Raw genomic sequence first — 18,954 nt, 5'->3', positions numbered from 1 at the left:
TCCGGAGAATTCAGGTCCGGCCCGGTGCTGCATCCTGGGACGCAGCACCGGCACCAGTTGCTTGCCTGGCGTTACTTGCCCAGCACTTCGCTCTTGACGCGCTTGCCCATCTCAGCGATGCCGTCCGTGACGGAGCGCTCGCCCACCATGATGAGGTCGTGCTCCTGGTTGAGGATCTTGTCCGTAGCGGCAGACTTGTCGCTGACGGGCATTTCCAGTTCCGTGGTGTCTGGAGTGAAGGCCTTCTTGGACAGTTCGTCCGCGGGCATGCCATCGAGCTTGAAGTACTCGGCGGTGATCGCATCGTTCTGCAGGGCCGGGACGACGCCGATCTTGGAGATCGCCTTGGCACCTTCTTCACCGGCAGCCCACTCGATGAACTTCTTGGCTTCATCGGAGTGCGTAGCGTTCTTGTTCACGGCGAAGGCCGTGGGCGAACCGAACGTGGTGACCTTGCCGTCGTCGTTCTTCTGTGGCATTGGAGCCAAGCCCCAGTTGACGTTGGTCTTGCCGTCCTTCTTGGCCTGCAGGATGCCGGCAATGTACCAGGTGCCCATGGGCATCATGGCAGCCTGGCCGGACTCGAACATGGTCCGGTAGCTGGTCTTCTGGCTCTTGGCAGTGCCGAAGTCCAAGGTGGCGCCGGACTTCTGCAGGTCCAGTGCGGTGTTGTACTGGTCCTCCATGAAGCCGTAGTCACCGCTGTTCTGGTCGGCGCCGTTCTGGGCTGCCGCGGTGGCCTGGACTACTGAACGCCAGATGTGGTGGTAGGTGCCGTACGTTTTCTTGCCGCCGGCCTCCGTGGAGAGCTTCTTGGCGATCTCCGTGTACTTCTCCCAGGTCAGGTCCTTGGGATCTTCAATGCCGGCAGCCTTGAAGAGGTCCTTGTTGTAGTACAGCAGCCAGAAGTCCTGGCGGTAGGGAGCAGCGAAGTACTTGCCGTCGATGTTGAAGGCGTCCATGCCGGCGAGGTTGTCCTTGCCCACCTTGTCCACCACGCTGTTGATTTCCTGCAGCTGGCCGTTGTTGGCGTAGCGGGAGTAGTCGATCACGTTCTTCATGGTGAGGACGTCAGTGGTGTCGCCACCGGCCAGCATGGTGGTGACCTTCTGGGGGTAGTCGTCGGCCAGGATGTCCACGGGTTCAATGTCCACGTTGGGATTGGCAGCCTCGTAGCTGTCAAAGAGGGCCTTGAACTCGGGGGTGCCCTCGTAGTTCCAGACCGAGACGGTCAACCGGGTCTTGCCTTCGGCCGCCTGCGGTTCGGCGGGACCGGCAGCGCCGGCACAGCCGGTGAGTCCGAGCCCTGCAGTCACCGCAAGGGCGATTGCGGCGAGGGTTGTGCGCTTCATTGCGTTCTCCTTTAGTACTGGGTTTTAAGTTTGCCGTAGGTGCGGCGTTGGTGTGGCTGGGTGTGCCGGGCCTAGGCGCTGAGGCCGAGGTCCGCGTGGACTACTTGGGCCAGGAGGTCCTTGCCGGCGAGGTACCGTTCAAGGTCATCCAGGGCGGCATCGGACATCCGCCGGGTCTCCGTTCCGAGCGAGCCGGCAATGTGCGGGGTGATGATGACGTTGGGGAGGTCATACAGGGTGGAGCCGGCCGGCAGCGGCTCGGGCTCCGTGACGTCAAGGAGCGCCGTGATCCGTCCGGTGGCGCACTCTTTCTCGAGGGCTTCGGTGTCAACGAGGGAACCGCGGGCTGTGTTGATGAGCGTCGCGTGGTCCTTCATGGCCTGGAGTTCTGCCGTGCTGATCATGTTGCGGGTTTCCGGCAGTGCCGGGGCGTGGATGGTGACTACATCGGAGACGGGCAGGAGTTCCTGGAGCGAGACCAGCTTTCCGCCGGCGGCCGCTACTTCCAAGGGATCCGCGTAGGGATCGCTGACGAGGCACGTGATGTCCTGGAGTTGCTGGACCAGCTGTACTACGCGGCGGCCGATGCGGGAGAACCCGACGACGCCCACCACGCGGCCGATGTTTCCCAGCTCGCCCCGGTCTGCAATGTAGCTCCAGTCGTCCCGGTGTGTGCGGGCGTCGTTGGCGAGGATGTGTGCCTTTTTGCCTGCCAGGACGATCGAGGCGAAAGTGAATTCTGCTACCGGGATCGCATTGGCGTCGGCGCCGTTGGTCACGGTGATGCCGCGGTCCCAGAGTTCTTCGCTGACGAAGCTGCGGACAGTTCCTGCACAGTGGAAAACAGCCCTGAGTTTGGGCATGCGCTCCAAACGCTCAGCATTGAGCTGCGGCACTCCCCAGCTGGTGAGGAGGATTTCCACCTCTTCCAAACGCCCCTGCAACCCGGGTTCGTCCAGGGAATCCGTCCATGGCCGGTCACCAAGGTCCACCAGTCCAGCCAGCCGCTCCAGACGGGTGGAATCGAACTGGTCAGCAAAGGTTCCGCTATTCATGACCAGCAGTGCCTGGGGCTTGAGCGACATTGAGGGGATCCTCCCTTCGAAAATTCAGTGGTCTGTTCGACCGTGATTTATGTGTTGCATCACATCTAATAATCAGTACATACTCATAAACAAGACAGTTCATTCAACTCAATCGAACTTGATCTGAAACGTTCAAACTCGAACAAACGAGAGAAGAATCCCTATGGCAACCGGCACCGCCGCCGTTCAAGCGCCACTTCTTTACCCGTTGAGGAACACGTGGGGCCCTATGGCTGATCGGGACAACCTGTTGGAGACACTCCGAGGCTCCCGTGACCGGCTCACTGTTCGGCCGGCGTCCGACGGCGGATGGCAGCTTGATGATGCCCGCCTCCTTTCCGGGTGGCGCACCCAAGCATCGGCAGAAAAGGGGAGTGCCTGGCCCCAGCCCCTTGTGTCCCACTACGCCCGGTACTTCCGCGACGGCAACCGCACGGCCTACGAGGGACTGGTGGCGAGCCGGCAGCAGCGGCTGACGCGCGCCGTCGTCATGGCTGCCGTTGATGGACCGGCTTCCCGTGAGGAGTGGCTTGATGAGGTGATCGACGGCGCCTACCTCCTGTGCGAGCAAAGCTCCTGGAGCTGGGCCGCGCACGACGACGTATTCACCCGCAGCGGCGACGTGGTTCCGGAACGTTCCCGGCCCTACCTGGATCTCGGCGCAGGGGAAGTGGTAGCGCAGCTCGCGTGGGCTGACCATGTGCTGGGTGCCTCCCTGGACGAACGCGCCCCAGGTCTGCGCCGGCGTATCCGCCTGGAGACGAGCGAGCGTGTCATCCGCCCGTTCCTGGACTGCCTCGATTGGCACTGGCTGGGCTTGGACGGCGATGTCCACAACTGGAACCCCTGGATCCACTCGAACATCATTGTGGCGGCATTGCTGCTGGTTGATGACCCTGATGAGCAGGCGGCGGTGGTTGCCCGGTGCATCGAGGGCCTGGACCGCTTCCTCGCCTCCATCCCGGCCGACGGCGCAATCGACGAGGGCTTCGCCTACTGGTGGAACGGTGCCGGACGGGCGCTGGAAGGCCTGGCTTTGTTGGAGGAGGCCAGCGGCGGCGCACTCAATCCGGACCTGCCAGTCATCCGTGCGCTGGTCGCTTTTCCGCACCGCATGCACCTTGGTGGCCGCTGGTTCCTGAACGTTGCTGACGGCCCGGCCCGCGCCCACAAAGGCCTGCCGTGGAGCATGCTGCACCGCTGGGCAGTCCGGCTGGGGGACTCCGAGGCCGCCGCGCATGCCGCGACCCTTGCCGCCGTCGAACCTGAACCCAACGCGGCAGCCGGACTGGGCCGCGTGCTCACCCAACTGACCTCCCTCAGCCAGCCCACGTCCCGCACCCAACCAGGCAGCGCTCAGCTGCGACCCAGTTGGGGGACGTACCTGCCATCGGTCCAGATCATGGTGGCCCGGCAAACCCCGGGGTCCACCGATGGGCTCACGCTTGCGGCCAAGGGCGGACACAACGGCGAGCACCACAACCACCGCGACGTCGGTTCCGTGGTGGTGGCCGTGGATGGTGTGCCCTTGCTGGTCGACGCCGGCCAGCCCACGTACACCGCCCAAACGTTCGGGCCTGATCGGTACCGGATCCGGGCCATGCAGAGCGCGTGGCACAGTGTCCCGGCGCCCTTCGGGCTGGAGCAAGGGACGGGGTCTTCGTTCGCGGCGACCGTTCTACAGGAGCCCACACCGGAGGAGCCCACGCTCGAGCTTGGACTGGGGGCGGCCTATGGTTTGGACCACCCCGAGCAGTGGATCCGCACCTCGCTCATGAACCGGGACCTCGGCTCCGTGGTGATTGATGACCGCTGGAACCTGCCAGCTCAGCCGCCGGAGGGAACGCAGCCGCCGGAGGGAACGCGCCCGCCGGAGGGAACGCACGACGTCGACATCACCTACCTGGTTGCCGGCACCGTCCGCGTCAGTTCAGACGCCACGGCCACCATCACGCCCGAAGGTATCCCGGCTGCCGAAACCACCAAGGGACTGCACCTGCGCTGGAAGCCGGCCACCGCCGTCGTGCTGGTGGACGAGTGGCTCTTGGACGATCCGCTCCTCAGCGATATCTGGGGCGAAAAACTGACCCGTATCCGATTCCGCATGCCCGCCGAAAACCGCGCTTCGGGCGCATTCACCCTCACAGTGGAGGCAACATCTTGAGTTCCGAACAGACCCCGGAAGCGGGCGGCAAGTCCCTCTTTTCCTTGCAGCGACGGGAGCGGCTCATGGAGGAATTGCGTGCGCACGGTGCCATCACGGTCCGGGATATCGCCGCAAAGCTGGGCGTCAGCGAGTTGACCATCCGGCGTGATGTGAACACCCTCGCCGACGAAGGGCTGGTGTCCAGGGTCCACGGCGGCGCAACCCTGCCCAGCCCGTTGGACCGCTCCGTGGCTGTGGGGAGGCCGTCGGCGCACAGCTACTCGATCGGCATGGTGGTTCCATCGCTGGACTACTACTGGCCGCAGGTGATTTCCGGTGCCCGCGGCGAGGCCGAAGCGCAGAACCTCCGCATCCTGGTCAGGGGTTCCGCCTATGACGCCGCCGACAACCGTCGCCAGGTCCAGGCGCTGCTGGATACCCAAAACATCGACGGACTGATCGTGGCGCCGGACATGGGCGGTGAGCACGGCAAGGAGCTACTCCGCTGGCTCAACGCACTGCCCATTCCGGTTATCCTGGCTGAGCGTCGGGCGCCGTTGGAGATTCCCGCCCATCGGCTGGAGTGGGTGGCAACGGACCACTCGTTCGGCGCAGGGATGGCCGTTCGGCACTTGTGGCAGGAGGGTCATCGGATGATCGGCTGCCTCACTGATTCCACGAGCCCCACCAGTCCGCACGTGGTCCGGGGCTGGAAGCAGGCTATGGCAGCGCTGAAGATTCCGCTTGAGAACTCCATCCATGAGGACTCAGCCAAACTGGACAACGGCGACCGGGCCAACCACTTCGATCACGTCCTTGACTTGTGCCGTTCCTCCGGGACCACGGCAATGCTGGTGCACTCGGATACCCAGGCCGTGGCGTTCGTGCAGCACTGCGTGGACCGCGGAGTGGACGTTCCCGGCAGCATGGCGATCGTGGGATACGACGACGAAGTTGCCTACCTGGCCGAGCCCGCGATCTCCGCGGTCCGGCCACCCAAAAGCTACGTCGGCAAAGTGGCGGTGCAGCTCATGGCTGCGCGCCTGGCCGAAGGAAGGATGCGCCCTGTGCATCGCATTGACCTGAACCCTGAGCTGATCGTCCGGGAGTCGTCCGTCGGGGCGCCGCGTGGACTGGCCGGAGTACTGGAGGATTCCCTCTGATGCTCTTGCCACCGTTGGATCACCAACTCTCACCCTTCACCGGCCTGACCCGCGAGCACTGGTGCGCTTACGCGGATCACCTCCTGCGCTCCGCCCATCACTTTGGGACCGTGGACCATGCCAACATCCACCTGCCGGGAGCCAACAGCCGGTACGGCCCGCGGAGTGACTCGCTGGAGGCCTTCGCACGGACGTTCCTGCTGGCCTCCTTCCGGATGGCGGGCGACCCCTCTTCCACAGGCTGGATCGCGGAGTGGTACGCCGCCGGGCTCGACGCCGGAACCAACCCCGCCAACCCCGACCGCTGGCCGACACCAGGCGAGCTGGGGCAGGCGAAGGTTGAGGCGGCGTCGTTGGCTGTCGGCCTGGCACTGACCCGCGACGTCCTCTGGGACAAGCTCCCCGAACGCGTGCAGGAGCAGCTCATCGCTTGGTTCGAGACCGTGATCGGCGAGGAATATCCGCCCATCAACTGGGTGTGGTTCCAGATTGTGGTGGAGACGTTCCTCGCCTCTGTCGGCGGCCGGTACTCGGACGAGGACATCGACGCCGGACTCGCCATCCACGATTCCCTGTACCGGGGCGGGGGCTGGTTCGCCGACGGCCCCGAGCGGGCCTACGACCACTACGTTGGCTGGGCGTTCCAGGTGTACCCGCAACTGTGGGCGCTGATGGCACCCTCGGATCCCCGGGTTACTGCACGAAAGACGCTCGACGGCGACCGGCTGGCTGACTTCCTGGACGACGCCGCGTTCTTGGTGGGGGCGAACGGTGCTCCGCTCATCCAGGGCCGCAGCTTGATCTACCGGTTCGCGGCCGCGGCACCCTTCTGGGTAGGGGAGTTGTCCGGTCACACCCGGCTGGCCCCGGGCATGGCGCGTCGGGCAGCCTCCGGAATGCTCGACTACTTTGCCCGGCACGGGTCCATCACTGACGACGGCCTCCTTTCCATAGGCTGGCACGGCGAGTTCGCGGGCATGAAGCAGGCGTACTCCGGTGCGGGCTCTCCATATTGGGCTGCAAAGGGAATGCTCGGGCTGGCGCTGCCGGCGGATCACCGCGTGTGGACCACCGTTGAAGAGCCCCTGCCCGTTGAGGTTGCCGACACCCAGCGGCTGATCGCGGCCCCGGGGTGGCAGGTTGATGGGACCCGTGCCGACGGCGTGGTCCGGATCCGGAACCATGCCACGGACCACGCTGTTGTTGGCGCTGTGGTGGCTGATGCTCCGCTGTACGCCCGGATCGGGTACTCGACGCACACGTTCCCGGACCTCACGCCGGAGTCGGTTGATAACGCGGTGGCGTTCGTTGACTCCTCCGGGCGGCTGACGCACCGGACAGGGTTTGAGTACCTCGGCTCGTTCTCCGAGGGCGGGGTTCAGGTAGGTGCTTCCCGGTTCACTGCCCACTGGATCGAACCTGATCCCGACGCCGGGCCGGATCACGGCAGCGGGGTGTCCGGTGTCGCGACGGCCGGTCCTTCGGTCACGGTGGTGTCGGCGACGCGGGGAGCAGTGGAACTTCGGCTGGTGCGGGTTTCAGGGGCTTCCGGGGGTGATTCTTCCGGGGGTGCTTCTGGTGCTTCTGGTGAGGGTTCTGTGGGCGCGTCCGGTGATGTAGCTGCGGGTGCATCCGGGTCTGCGGGTCCTGCGCTGCGGATCGGGGGATGGCCGGTGGATGCTGCATCTTCAGAGGTCAGCACTGTCCTGCCCGTGCCTGGGTTTGGCCTGCCCTTGGATGACTCCGGGACATTGGTGCGCTCCGGTGCACACCCCATGGGTTCGGAGCTCACCATTCCTTGGGTGGGTACCGCGGGCACCGCGCACGACGGCGACTACGCCGCCGTCGTCGTCCTCACCGGTCAGGGAGGTGCTTCGCCGGACGGGGGCGTCACGTTTGTGACGGGCCAAGGGGAGGGCGAAGACCGTTTCCTGTTCGCCGACGGTGTGTCGATACCCCTTTCCCGGCTGTGGCCTTCCCGATTCGAGGCTTAGCTGCGGGTTAGGTGATTCCTACCATCTAACGCGCAGCGAGCCATCGAACCGGCCGGCCCACGGATGTGGGCACGTGCCCGTTTCGTGGTCTTGCTGCTGAGTGTGCCGTGCGCACGGCATCGGGTGCAGCGAGCCATCGAATCGGCGAAGCCACGCGGGTCTTGAGCTCGTCTCGACGCTTGGCCGCCCACTTGCCGACTCGTACCGTCCAACAAACAACGCAGCCATCGAACCGGCGGGCCCACGGAGTTGGGGTTGTGCCCGTTTCGGGGGTTCGCTGCTGAGTGTGCCGTGCGCACGGCATTGGGTGCAGCGAGCCATCGAATCGGCGAAGCCACGGGGGTTTGGGCCGACGCGTAGCTGCCCACTAGCCGACTCCTACCGTCCAACAACAACGCAGCCATCGAATCGGTCTCCCACGGTACTGGGCGCGTGGCCGTTTCGGGGTCTTGCTGCTGAGTGTGCCGTGCGCACGGCATCGGGTGCAGCGAGCCATCGAATCGGCGAGGCCCCGGGGGTCTCGAGCTCGTCTCGACGCGTAGCCGCCCACTAGCCGACTCCTACCGTCTGGCCTGCAGTGAGCCCCGGGAGCGAAGCCCGTTTCGGGGTCTTGCTGCTGAGTGTGCCGTGCGCACGGCATCGGGTGCAGCGAGCCATCGAATCGGCGAAGCCACGGGGGTTTGGGCCGACGCGTAGTTGCCCACTTGCCGACTCCTGCGTGTGCCAGGCGTGCGGCCCAGAATGCAGTGAGCCCTGGGCGCTTGCCCGTTTCGGGGTCTTGCTGCTGAGTGTGCCGTGCGCACGGCATCGGGTGCAGCGAGCCATCGAATCGGCGAAGCCACGGGGGTTTGGGCCGACGCGTAGTTGCCCACTTGCCGACTCCTGCGTGTGCCAGGCGTGCGGCCCAGAATGCAGTGAGCCCTGGGCGCTTGCCCGTTTCGGGGTCTTGCTGCTGAGTGTGCCGTGCGCACGGCATCGGGTGCAGCGAGCCATCGAATCGGCGAAGCCACGGGGGTTTGGGCCGACGCGTAGTTGCCCACTTGCCGACTCCTGCGTGTGCCAGGCGTGCGGCCCAGAATGCAGTGAGCCCTGGGCGCTTGCCCGTTTCGGGGTCTTGCTGCTGAGTGTGCCGTGCGTACGGCATCGGATGCAGCGAGCCATCGAATCGGCGAGGCCCCGGGGGTCTTGAGCTCGTCTCGACGCTTGGCCGCCCACTTGCCGACTCCTACCGTCTGACCTGCAGTGAGCCCCGGGCGCTTGCCCGTTTCGTGGTCTTGCTGCTGAGTGTGCCGTGCGCACGGCATCTGGTGCAGCGAGCCATCGAATCGGCGAAGCCACGGGGGTTTGGGCCGACGCGTAGTTGCCTACTAGCCGACTAGTACCGTCTGGCCTGCAGTGAGCCCCGGGAGCGAAGCCCGTTTCGGGGTCTTGCTGCTGAGGGTGCCGTGCGTACGGCATCGGGTGCAGCGAGCCATCGAATCGGAGGGCGAACAGGGGGCGGCCCAGGATTCCCTGCAGTAGGCTCGCCGGATGAGCAACAGCGAAGACCGCGAACGTTTCCTGGCAGCCTATGACCACAACCTCCGCACCGACGCCGAGACCCCCAGCGCCCTCAAGGTCACCCAACACGGACCCCTGCGCCTGGTGACGTTCATGAAGGGGCGGGGTTTCGTTACGTACAAGGACCTGGGCGATGCGGACTCGCAGGCCGTGAAGAGACTCGTCGCCGAGGCGATCGCGCACTTCCGCGCAGATCCTGACATCACCAAGGTGGAATGGAAATCCCGCGGCCACGACCACGCGCCGGGTTTGCACCAAGCCCTCATCGAGAACGGCTTCACCCCGGATGACCCCGAGTCGATCATGATCGGCGAAGCGAAAGCATTGAGCACGGATGTGCCAATTCCCGGAGGCGTAACCCTGCGGCAAGTCACTGACGAAGCCGATGTCAGGGCCATGAGCGCCATGCAAGATGAGGTCTTCGGGGAGCCGGTTTCAGACGAGATGGCCGAGGCGTTGCTGCGAAGGCTGTCGCTCGGCGATGGCATGCAGCTTTGGGTTGCCGAAGCTGAGGGAAAGATTGTCAGTGCGGGACGCTTGGAGCCAGTGCCGGGGACAGTCTTTGCCGGGATCTGGGGCGGTGCCACCAGGGAAGAATGGCGTGGCCGGGGGATTTACCGGGCGTTGACGGCCCGCCGTGCACAGACCGCACTCGAGTTGGGCAAGTCACTCATCCACAGTGACTCCACCGAGTTCTCGCGGCCAATCCTGGAACGTTCCGGGCTGCTCAAGGTCTCGACGACAACGCCGTACCGCTGGGTGCGCGGCTAAATGCTTGAGGGCCAGCCGCCGGTTGAGACGGTCCACCTCATCCAAGACTCGACCCACTTCGGTGAAAACACAGCGAGGCCCCTCAGGATCGAAATCCCCAGGGCCAGCCGCCGGTTGAGACGGTCCACTTCATCCAAGACTCGTCCCACTTCGGTGAGAACACAGCAAGGCCCCTCGGGATCGAAATCCCCAGGGCCCCGCCGGTGAGACGGTCCACCTCATCCAAGTCTTCGGTGGCTGCCCAGTGCCGGTTGAGACGGTCCACCTCATCCAAGACTCGGCCCGCTTCGGTGAAAGCACAACAAGGCCCCTCAGGATCGGAATCCCCAGGGCCAGCCGCCGGTTGAGACGGTCCACTTCATCCAAGACTCGACCCACTTCGGTGAGAACACAGCAAGGCCCCTCGGGATCGAAATCCCCAGGGCCAGCCGCCGGTTGAGACGGTCCACCTCATCCAAGACTCGACCCACTTCGGTGAGAACACAGCAAGGCCCCTCGGGATCGAAATCCCAAGGGGCCCCGCTATCTCAGAATTTCCTTACTTGCCAGCCGCGAAGTAGCTCACACACTGCCCCTGATTGGTGAACACGGGCGACGGACTGGTCTTCCATCCGTTGTTCTTGCACGCGTCCTTGCCGGTGGAAACAGCCACGCGATATTGCTTCGTGGTGCCGTCGGGCGCTGTCACGGTGACTACCGCCGTCGGGCTTTCCGCCGTTGCCTGCTGGACGGTCACCTTGGCGTTCGTGTCCAGCGGGTAGCCGACGACGGCGGGAGTCGCCGTCGCGGTCAGCACCCGGTAGTCGGTGGTTCCGGGAGCGAAGCCCACTACCGATGCCTGGTTGACCAGGAGCCGGCCGAGGTCGGCCAGTCCGGCGTCGGCCAGGCGTGATCCAGCGATAGCCACCTCAGCGACCTTCGTGTAAGACGCCGTGGTCACGAACGAAACCCTGATCCCGCGGGTGGTTACGGGGTCGAAGCGGACGGTCGTCGGTGAAGAAATGGAGAGTCCGGTGATGGTTCCGGCGGAGGTATCCTTCCATGTTTCGGTGGCATCCTGGTACTGGACCTTCAGGCTTGCCGCGGCCTTCTCCGCGGACGTCACGGTCACTGAAGAGACGGTGTAGTCGCGGCCAAACGCGTAGCTCAGGCTGTCACCGGCCCTGCCGCCGCTGACCCAGTTGGACCAGCGCGTGGAGGCGTTGGAATCGCAGGTGTTCTTCGCGATGTAGGAGCCCTCGGTGTAGCTGGCGGTGACGGAAGTGCTGGGATCGTCCTTGCAGATGTTGCTGCTCGGAACCCGGTCCACCACCAGCACTGTGAGGGTCGCAGGGAGTGAGCCCGCCGTGCCCGGAACCGTCACTGAACCAACAGTTTGCAGCGCCGAATCGGACAAGGAAGCCCAGTCCCACGTGACGGGGAGCGGGTTGCGGGCCGGGCCGTCGCCGATCTGTCCAGGGACGGACGTGGGCGCAGCAGCCTGGACCTCAGCCACGGTAGAGCCAATGCCTACCGTTACCGACGCCGGATCGGTGGCGACGTACTGCCCAACAGTCACGGTCAGGAGGGCATCGCCAAACACCTGCCCGTAAGGATCAACGCCGGAACCGCGAAGCGTCACCTTCCCTTCCTTCTGCCAAACCGACGGATCAACAGAAGACCACGTCACAGCCAGTGGCTTGCCAGGACCCGCCTCATACAGCGGTGTCACTGTAGAAGGCAGGGTAGGCGCAACGCCAGTGAGAGTGCTCAGTTCAACGGGAGAAACACCCAGGAGCTTGAGGTCCGCAATGTCCGTGAAAGCCCACGCCTGGTGCGGGTTGGCCGATGCCGTGGCCGTGGTTCCGGTGGAGGAAGCCAGCGCTACGGACGTTCCGGCCGCGGTTTGGTTGCCCGAAACCTGCAGAGCAATCGCCGCACCTGCGTTGACCAGTGACCATTGCTTGCCGTTCTCGGTGGTCACTATCCACTGTGCAGAAGGAGTCGCCTTGGCTTGCTCCACCGAGAGGGAACCCAGCGAAGCGGCACCCGACTGGCTCCCGTTCAGTACGCCTCCGTTGCCGGTCAGGACGCGCCCGTCCTTGCTGGAAACAACCCAGCGGCGATCGTTCCCAAAGCCACCTGCACCCACGGCGTTGAAGGTCCACATTTGTGGAGCCACTCCTGCTGCGTCGCCGCCCAGTTCCTCGATCGACGCAGTTCCGTTCGCGCGCCCGGTCAGGTATTTGCCGCTCGCCTCACCGCTGAGGTGGTAGCTGTGGCCGTCCTGCACAGGTGCGGCGTCGTCCGAAACTCCACTGACGCCGTCGACGACGAACGTCACCACTGATGCGGCAGGAACCTCAAGCGTCGCGGACTTGGCGGTGGCATCCACGGCCACGGGTGCGCCCTTGACCAGGGCGTTCTTCTCGATGTCGTCCAGTGGGGACTTGGTGGTGACAACGGGAGTGACCTTGGCGCCGGGAGCGATGGAGCCGAAACGGCTGAGGTCGATGGTGACCTTTTCCGGCGTCGGGGTGTCGTTGAAGTGGACCAGGGTGGCGCCGTTGCCGTCGGCGCGGAGGGCGCTGGCGGTCTTGGCGTTGTCGTTTTGAATGAGGAAGTCGCCCGGACGGATGTAGTGCGTGAAGTTCCGTGTGGTGTTGTATTTCTGGTTGGTCAGAACCTTGCACTTGGCTTGTTCCCCGGTGGCGCCGTCGTTGAGCCGACGGTTGGAGAAGCCTTCGCGGCCTTCGTAGTTGCAGTCAAAGTCGACGTAAATGGAACCCCAGCCTTTGTCTGCCTTCTCCTGTTTGTACGTGTCCTCCATAGGCTGCCAGAACACCCACGCGTTGGGGTCCAGTTCCCGGAGATCGTTGACCATGCGGCCGGCGATGCCCAGGCCGTTGGTGATGTTGGAGCGGTCCCAGCCGCTGGTGGAGTCGCCGAGCGCGGGGTTGCCTGTCCAGAAACCGCCAACCTCACTCATCCACAGGGGCTTGTCCGTGGAGTTGGCGAGGTCCCTGACCCGGCGTCGATCGTTGGTGCCGTACGTGTGGACGTTGAGCTGGGCAACGGCGTCCTTGGCCTCCTGGCTGTAGCCGTTCCAGTTGGTCATGAACTTGCTGGGATCGGTCTCGTCCATTGCCGAGATGACGGCGTCGGTGTTGCCCTTTTCCAGTTCGGCCGCCAGGAGCTTGGTCACGCGGTCCTGGGCGGCCGGGTAGATCAGCGCGCCCTCCTGCTTCTGCGTGTACGTGGTGGGCGGCTTGCCTGTGGCGGCGTCGATGTCCGTTCCCCAGTAGCCCGAGTTTGGCTCATTGAACGGATCGATCGTGTCCACGGTGATACCGCTGCCCTTTTCGAGAAGTTCGACGGCGTTCCTCATGTATGCGGCAAACTTGGCTTCGGCTTCGGGCAGGAGGTTCTCGCCCTTGGCGGTGTTCACCTGGCCGGAAACGTAGCCGCTCTTGGTCATGAACCACGGCGGGGAGTTGCTGAAGGCTTCCCAGTGGGTGATCTGTTGATCGGCGGCCAGGCGCTCCACCCACCAGCGCTGGTTCTGGTCGGCGTCGGGGTTGTAGGAGGCGGGGTCGTCAGGGTCCCACGCGTTCAGGAACGCGAGTTTGTTGGCCTGTGTCTTGTCGACGCTTCCGTCCGCGTTGTAAAGGTTCGACGCCGGTTGGCCGGGTTGCGCTTCAGTGACCGGCTTCCACCATCCCTCCACAGCGCTGCCGTCGTTGAGGTAGTTGGCTACGTCGGAGGCATTGCCGCCACCGACGTTGTAGCGGGCAATGTTGAGGTTCAGCCCGTCCTCACCGAAGACCTTCTGGTACAGCTCCTCGCGCAGCTCGGGGGAGTATCCCGCCGTCGCATTGGCAAACCAGACCAGGCTGGTTCCCCAGCCTTCGAACGCTTCGCCCCGGGTGGCGGGGTTCGGTGTGATGGTGACCGCTGTTGCGTCGTCTGCTTGTGCTTGGGGGGTGGTTGCGGGCAGGAGTGCCATGCCGGCGGCGGCTGTGACGGCTGCCGCCAGTATTGCCACTGGCCTTCGGATTCTTCGAGCGGTAAACGCCATGGGTGGACCTCATCGTCGGGTGTCATTGGGTGCTTTGCCTGGCTTCATGGAAGGGCCGGGCAAGCCGAGACTATGAGGCTCTCTGGGTTGCAACAAGGCACTCGAACACGCTCGCTCGTGGTCAATCAGAACCGGTCACACGCATTCAAGCAACGAGGGGTCACTTGTGGCCCCTTTGAGCCGCTTGAAGGGGCCACACGTGACCCCGCGTTGCTTCTGTTGCGCTTCATGGTTGGGCGCTGGTTGTATAGATGTATACAAGTACACTTTGCAAGGCGGTACGGCATGGCAGAACAACCACGGAACACAGGGGCCCACCTCGTTTACGGCGAGCTGAAGCGTAGAATTCTCAGCTTGGAACTCAAGCCGGGCGAGCGTCTCTACGAACCAGCGATGGCGTCCGAGTTGCAGGTGAGTCGCACTCCGCTCCGGGAAGCCATCCGGCGCCTGATTTCCGAGAGCCTGCTCGAACAGCAGGCAACCGGGGGAGTCGTGGTGCCCGCGCTGGATGAGAAGGTGATCTCGGAGCTGTACGACGTCCGGGCCGCTTTGGAATCCCTGATGGCCAGGGAGGCCTGCGCCAACGCCACCCCTGCGGACCTTGAGGAGCTGCGGGGAATCCTGGCCCGCAATGCTGCCATGGTGGAGTTCCCTGACGAAGCCATGAAATACGGGGTTGCCCTGCATTCGGCCATTGCCAGGATCGCCGGGAATTCCTGGGCACAGCGCTTCCATCAGCAGATTGCCAGCCAGGTTGAACGGTACCGGTACTTCACCAACAAGGCCTCGGAACGCCGGGATGAGGCACTCGAGAACCACCGGCTCTTGGTTGAAGCCATCGCCTCAAAGGATGCGGAGAAGGCCGCCAAGGTGGCCTTCGAGCACGTCATCGGCGCACGGGATGAGACGCTGCGGGTCATCACGGGCTCCGGACTCGTGGTCGAATGATCGGGGAACTTGGACGGCGTTCGTCCACTGCACTCCTGATCCACTCGGCCCTCATCCAGGCTGTCACTTTCCTGGTCCGCCCGGCCACTACCTACCGCGCACTGGAATTGGATGTTCCCGGGTTCGCCCTTGGCCTCCTTGCCGCAAGCTACGCCGTATTTCCCCTGCTGTTGGCCCTTCCCATCGGCGGACTGGTGGACCGCCTCGGTGAGCGCAGGCTCATGGCGATCGGGGCCGCCGTCGTTCTTGGTTGTTCTGCGTTCCTGCTGTTTTGGGGGAGTTCGGTTCCGGCGCTTGTAGCTGGAACGGCGCTTCTTGGCGCGGGCCAGCTGGCCTGCGTGGTGGGGCAGCAGGCGGTGGTGGCGAACAACGCTGCGTCGACGCGCCTGGACTCTGCCTTTGGATACCTGACGTTCGCCGCCTCGCTGGGTCAAGCCTTCGGCCCGCTGGCAATTTCCATTGTGGGTGGTGCATCCGTGCGCCCTGACACCGGCGCGATCTTCCTGCTCGCCACGGCCATGAGCCTGCTGATGTTCCTGACCACTTTCGTGATCTCCTCGAAGGTCAGTCGAGGCCGCCGCGCTCCCAAGGGAGGTCCCAAAGGCAGTGCGGCTGCGCTCCTCAGGACACCTGGCGTAGTCCGGGCCTTGGCAACCAGCGCTACCGTCCTTGCAGTGGTGGACCTGACCGTCGTCTACCTGCCGGCATTGGGTGCGGAAAGGGGCCTGACCGCGGCCACCGTGGGCCTCATGCTGACCGTCCGGGCCGTGTTCTCCATGGTTTCCCGGCTCGGACTCGGCAGTGTGTCCCGTCGGCTGGGCCGGATGAAACTGCTCATCATCAGCCTGGCCATTTCCACAGCTGCCCTTGGCGTGGCAGCGATTCCGATGCCCGAATGGCTGCTCTTCATCGTCATGGCGTTCCTCGGCCTGGGCCTGGGAATCGGCCAACCATTGACCATGTCCTGGCTCTCCGCCCAAGCACCCAAAGGCCAACGCGGGCGCGCACTGGCCTTGAGGCTGGCCGGAAACAGGGTGGGCCAAGTGGTCCTGCCGAGCGCAATCGGCGTGGTGGCGGTAGGCCTCGGTGCGGCGGGGGTGTTCCTGGCGTCAGCTGTTGCCGTGGGCGGGACCATGCTCTTGCTCCGGGGGGTTCGGCTGGACGACTGAGTCTGGGCTGCGGACCCAGGCGGCCGAAGACCAAGCAGGCACTAAATTGCCCTTCCTCGAATATTTACCGCACATACCCGTCATCTTTCACCGCGCCCGCACACTGCTAGTTAGGCGTAGTTAGGCGTAGTTAGGCGTAGTCAGGCGGGAAAGAGGGGGAGCTGCCTGTGCAGAACGGCAGGGTATTTCAGGTGACGGATCCGGAAATGTTGCCGGTGAGGCATCACAAGGCGTGGGAGTACTTCCAGCGGGGCGACGACGTGGAAGTGACGCTACAAGGCGTTGCATGCGGCACCGGCGTGGTGGTGGACGTCATGGCCGATGGAAGTGCCATCTGGGTCTACCTCAACGGCGTGGGCAGGCGGCTATTTGGCGCGGACGAGAACGTGCAGGTTACGAGCATCGACTACGGGCGGTAAACGAAGCCGCAGAGCGAGCGACGGCGGCGGTCCCTTGCGGAAGGCCGCCGTCGACGCCTTAGAGAACAGCGGTCATGACTCCCCAGCCCCAGCCAACGGCGAACCGCGGCATCCAGCCGCCCTTGCCGTCGCCGGGGTAGTGCCAGAGGACGCCTTCAGTATCGCGGGCAAGGAGGTCGGCGGTCCCGTCCGGCGGGAAGTTGCTGTTGAAGTCGCCGGGACCCACGACGGCGGTCATGTAGTTCCAGCCCGAACCCACCTGAACGCGGGGGAGCCAGCCGCTGGCGCCATTGCCGGGGTAGAGCCACAGCGTGCCCGCGGCATCAGTGGCGATCACATCGTGCTTGCCGTCGCCGTTGAAGTCACCCGGGCCCACGATCTTGTCCATGGTGTTCCAGCCAGCGCCCACGGCGACACGGGGGAGCCAGCCGCTGGCACCGTTGCCCGGGTAAAGCCATAAGGTCCCTGCAGAGTCCCTGGCCAGGACATCGTGCTTGCCGTCGCCGTTGAAGTCACCAGGACCCAGGACCGAGGTCATAACGTTCCACCCGGCACCTACTTGGACGCGTGGGTACCACTCGCCGTATCCGTTGCCGGGGTAAAGCCACAGGACCCCGGCTGTGTCACGTGCAAGCACGTCCGGCTTGGCGTCACCGCTAAGATCACCCGGTGCCACGAGGGAAGTCATCGCGTTCCAGCCGGAACCAACCTGGACGCGTGGCAGGAAGTGACCGCCTGTGTCGCCGGGATACAGCCACAGGGTGCCGGCCGAATCCCGGGCCAAGGTGTCGGCCTTGCCATCGGACGTGAAGTCATTCTTGGCGGGATTCACCGTGATCGCGAACCATTTTGTGAAGGCCGACGGGCTGACGCCGTTGGACGCAGCCACTTGGACCTTGTAGGTTCCCGCCTTGCTCGCAATTCCTGAAAGTACACCGGTCTGCTTGTCCAGAGTCAGCCCCGGAGGCAAGGTGCCCGCGTAGACGGAGAATCCGGGCGCTGGAGAGCCGGTGGCCCGGAACGTGTAGTTGAAGGCCGAGCCGACTGTTCCCACAACCGGTGGTTGGCCTGCGGTGAAGGCCGGCGGAGCGTCCGCGCCGTCGATGACTGAGAGTCCCCCACCCATTTGGTTCGCCACATAGGTCTTGTTCGTCACTTCATTGACGGCCAGTTCTTCGGGCCAGTTACCGACTTGGATGATCTCCAGAGCGCCGGTGCCGGGGCGAAGTACTGTGAGCTTGCCCCTGCTTGGAAGCACGCCGTAGACCTTATTGGTGGTTTCGTTGACCGCCAGGCTGTGCGGGTTGTTCAAGAAGTCGCCAAACTCGAATCTCTTGACTCTGTTCGTTGTTCCGTCCAGTTCGGACAAATAGTAGGGGCCCGTCGAGATGTAGATCTTGTTCGTCTTCTTGTTGACGGCGAGGTCTCCGGGCATGTCATTGAGCGCGATTCCCGAGGTCGAATTGGTGGCTCCGTCGATTATCGTGAGGTTCCTGCCACCGTCTCCGCTGTTCTCATTGCTGACGTAGATCTTGTTGGTCGCCGGGTTCACTGCCAAGCGATAGGGGCGCAGTCCGGCGGGAACCTGAACGGATGTCTTGGTGGTTCCATCAACGACATAAACGACGTTGTTGTCCACATCTGTCACGTAAGCCTTGTTGGTGACCGTGTTCAGGGCCATCTCTGACGAATAAGTCCCCACAGTGACAGTTGTGCTCGTCTTGCTGGCGCCATCGAAAATCAAGACGCTGTTGGGGCCGCCCCCCAAGGCAAAGATTTGGTTTGTCGACTCGTTAACGGCCAGACTATGAACACCTGGGCCGGAGTAGACAACAGACACAGCGTTGCTGGCGCCATCTATGGACACGATCGTCCCATCGACCGACGCATAAACCTTATTCGTCACCGTGTTAACGGCCAAGCCCGAAGGACGTCCTGCCAGTTGAATGGACGTGGCAACGTTCGTGGCCCCATCAATGACGGAAACGCGGGGGTCGCCCAAGTGAGCTACGTAGACCTTGTTCGTTACCGGGTTCACCACGGTTGTGGACGGTCCGCTTCCAGTGACGATGTCGGCGACCCGTACATCGGCGTGGGCCGGAGGGGCCATGACGAACAGCGCTGTGGCCATGAGGCTCACGGCAAGGAGGGCCGCCGCAAGGGCCCGGGTCAACACGCTGAAGCTCTTCCTTGAAATTTCTTGCTTCGAAAACAGCAGAGTGGTCACTGCAGCTCCCCCTTTTAATGTGCCAGCGACCACATTCTTGGGCCGGGGAGAGTCTACAGCCAG

11 protein-coding genes are annotated in these 18,954 nt (G+C 64.1%); 7 read left to right on the top strand and 4 right to left on the bottom strand.

Features of this window, described 5'->3' with window-relative positions; translation table 11 throughout:
- Nucleotides 1-71 precede the first annotated feature (71 nt).
- Together BLQ01_RS13455 and BLQ01_RS13450 are read right to left on the bottom strand one after the other, a co-directional pair.
- Nucleotides 72-1,352, bottom strand: coding sequence for an ABC transporter substrate-binding protein (locus tag BLQ01_RS13455; RefSeq protein WP_026543442.1), 1,281 nt, complete (start codon nt 1,350-1,352; stop codon nt 72-74).
- Nucleotides 1,353-1,423: 71 nt separating this feature from the next.
- Nucleotides 1,424-2,437 carry a hydroxyacid dehydrogenase gene (locus tag BLQ01_RS13450; protein ID WP_026543443.1) on the bottom strand — a complete coding sequence of 338 codons (1,014 nt, stop codon included), beginning with the start codon at nt 2,435-2,437 and terminating at the stop codon, nt 1,424-1,426.
- Between the two features lie 229 nt (nt 2,438-2,666).
- Here BLQ01_RS13450 and BLQ01_RS13445 point away from each other — a divergent pair, with 229 nt between their 5' ends.
- From BLQ01_RS13445 to BLQ01_RS13430, 4 genes are all read left to right on the top strand, one after another.
- Nucleotides 2,667-4,601 (top strand): heparinase II/III family protein, encoded by a 1,935-nt coding sequence (locus BLQ01_RS13445; protein ID WP_091552265.1) that lies wholly within the window; start codon nt 2,667-2,669, stop codon nt 4,599-4,601.
- Entirely contained in the window at nt 4,598-5,746 is a 1,149-nt protein-coding gene (locus tag BLQ01_RS13440; RefSeq protein WP_091552264.1) for a LacI family DNA-binding transcriptional regulator, read from the top strand. Before BLQ01_RS13445 ends, BLQ01_RS13440 begins: the two co-directional genes overlap by 4 nt.
- A complete protein-coding gene (locus BLQ01_RS13435; RefSeq protein ID WP_091552262.1) occupies nt 5,746-7,740 on the top strand; it encodes a DUF2264 domain-containing protein in 1,995 nt (664 codons plus the stop codon). The genes BLQ01_RS13440 and BLQ01_RS13435 overlap by 1 nt, the downstream gene beginning before the upstream one ends.
- Nucleotides 7,741-9,270: 1,530 nt before the next feature.
- Complete coding sequence (locus BLQ01_RS13430) at nt 9,271-10,071, top strand: GNAT family N-acetyltransferase (protein ID WP_091552260.1); 801 nt, start codon at nt 9,271-9,273, stop codon at nt 10,069-10,071.
- Nucleotides 10,072-10,609: 538 nt separating this feature from the next.
- On the opposite strand, the gene BLQ01_RS13420 is transcribed toward BLQ01_RS13430, so the two are convergent.
- Nucleotides 10,610-14,095 carry a discoidin domain-containing protein gene (locus tag BLQ01_RS13420; RefSeq protein ID WP_175493442.1) on the bottom strand — a complete coding sequence of 1,162 codons (3,486 nt, stop codon included), beginning with the start codon at nt 14,093-14,095 and terminating at the stop codon, nt 10,610-10,612.
- A 318-nt stretch (nt 14,096-14,413) separates the two neighbouring features.
- Between BLQ01_RS13420 and BLQ01_RS13415 the strand changes: the two genes are divergently transcribed.
- From BLQ01_RS13415 to BLQ01_RS13405, 3 genes are all read left to right on the top strand, one after another.
- Complete coding sequence (locus BLQ01_RS13415; RefSeq protein ID WP_091552256.1) at nt 14,414-15,076, top strand: GntR family transcriptional regulator; 663 nt, start codon at nt 14,414-14,416, stop codon at nt 15,074-15,076.
- On the top strand, nt 15,073-16,245 hold the full coding sequence (locus tag BLQ01_RS13410) for an MFS transporter (protein ID WP_091552254.1): 1,173 nt from the start codon (nt 15,073-15,075) through the stop codon (nt 16,243-16,245). Before BLQ01_RS13415 ends, BLQ01_RS13410 begins: the two co-directional genes overlap by 4 nt.
- A 191-nt stretch (nt 16,246-16,436) precedes the next feature.
- On the top strand, nt 16,437-16,664 hold the full coding sequence (locus BLQ01_RS13405; RefSeq protein WP_254779435.1) for a hypothetical protein: 228 nt from the start codon (nt 16,437-16,439) through the stop codon (nt 16,662-16,664).
- Nucleotides 16,665-16,722: 58 nt separating this feature from the next.
- Here BLQ01_RS13405 and BLQ01_RS22650 read toward each other — a convergent pair whose 3' ends face one another.
- A complete protein-coding gene (locus BLQ01_RS22650; RefSeq protein WP_139183491.1) occupies nt 16,723-18,840 on the bottom strand; it encodes an FG-GAP-like repeat-containing protein in 2,118 nt (705 codons plus the stop codon).
- Between the last annotated feature and the right edge of the window lie 114 nt (nt 18,841-18,954).

The sequence above is a fragment of the Arthrobacter sp. UNCCL28 genome (assembly GCF_900102805.1).
Taxonomy (GTDB): domain Bacteria; phylum Actinomycetota; class Actinomycetes; order Actinomycetales; family Micrococcaceae; genus Arthrobacter; species Arthrobacter nicotinovorans_A.
The sequence above is the reverse complement of the archived record's forward strand: the minus strand, read 5'-3'. Positions and strand labels throughout refer to the sequence as shown.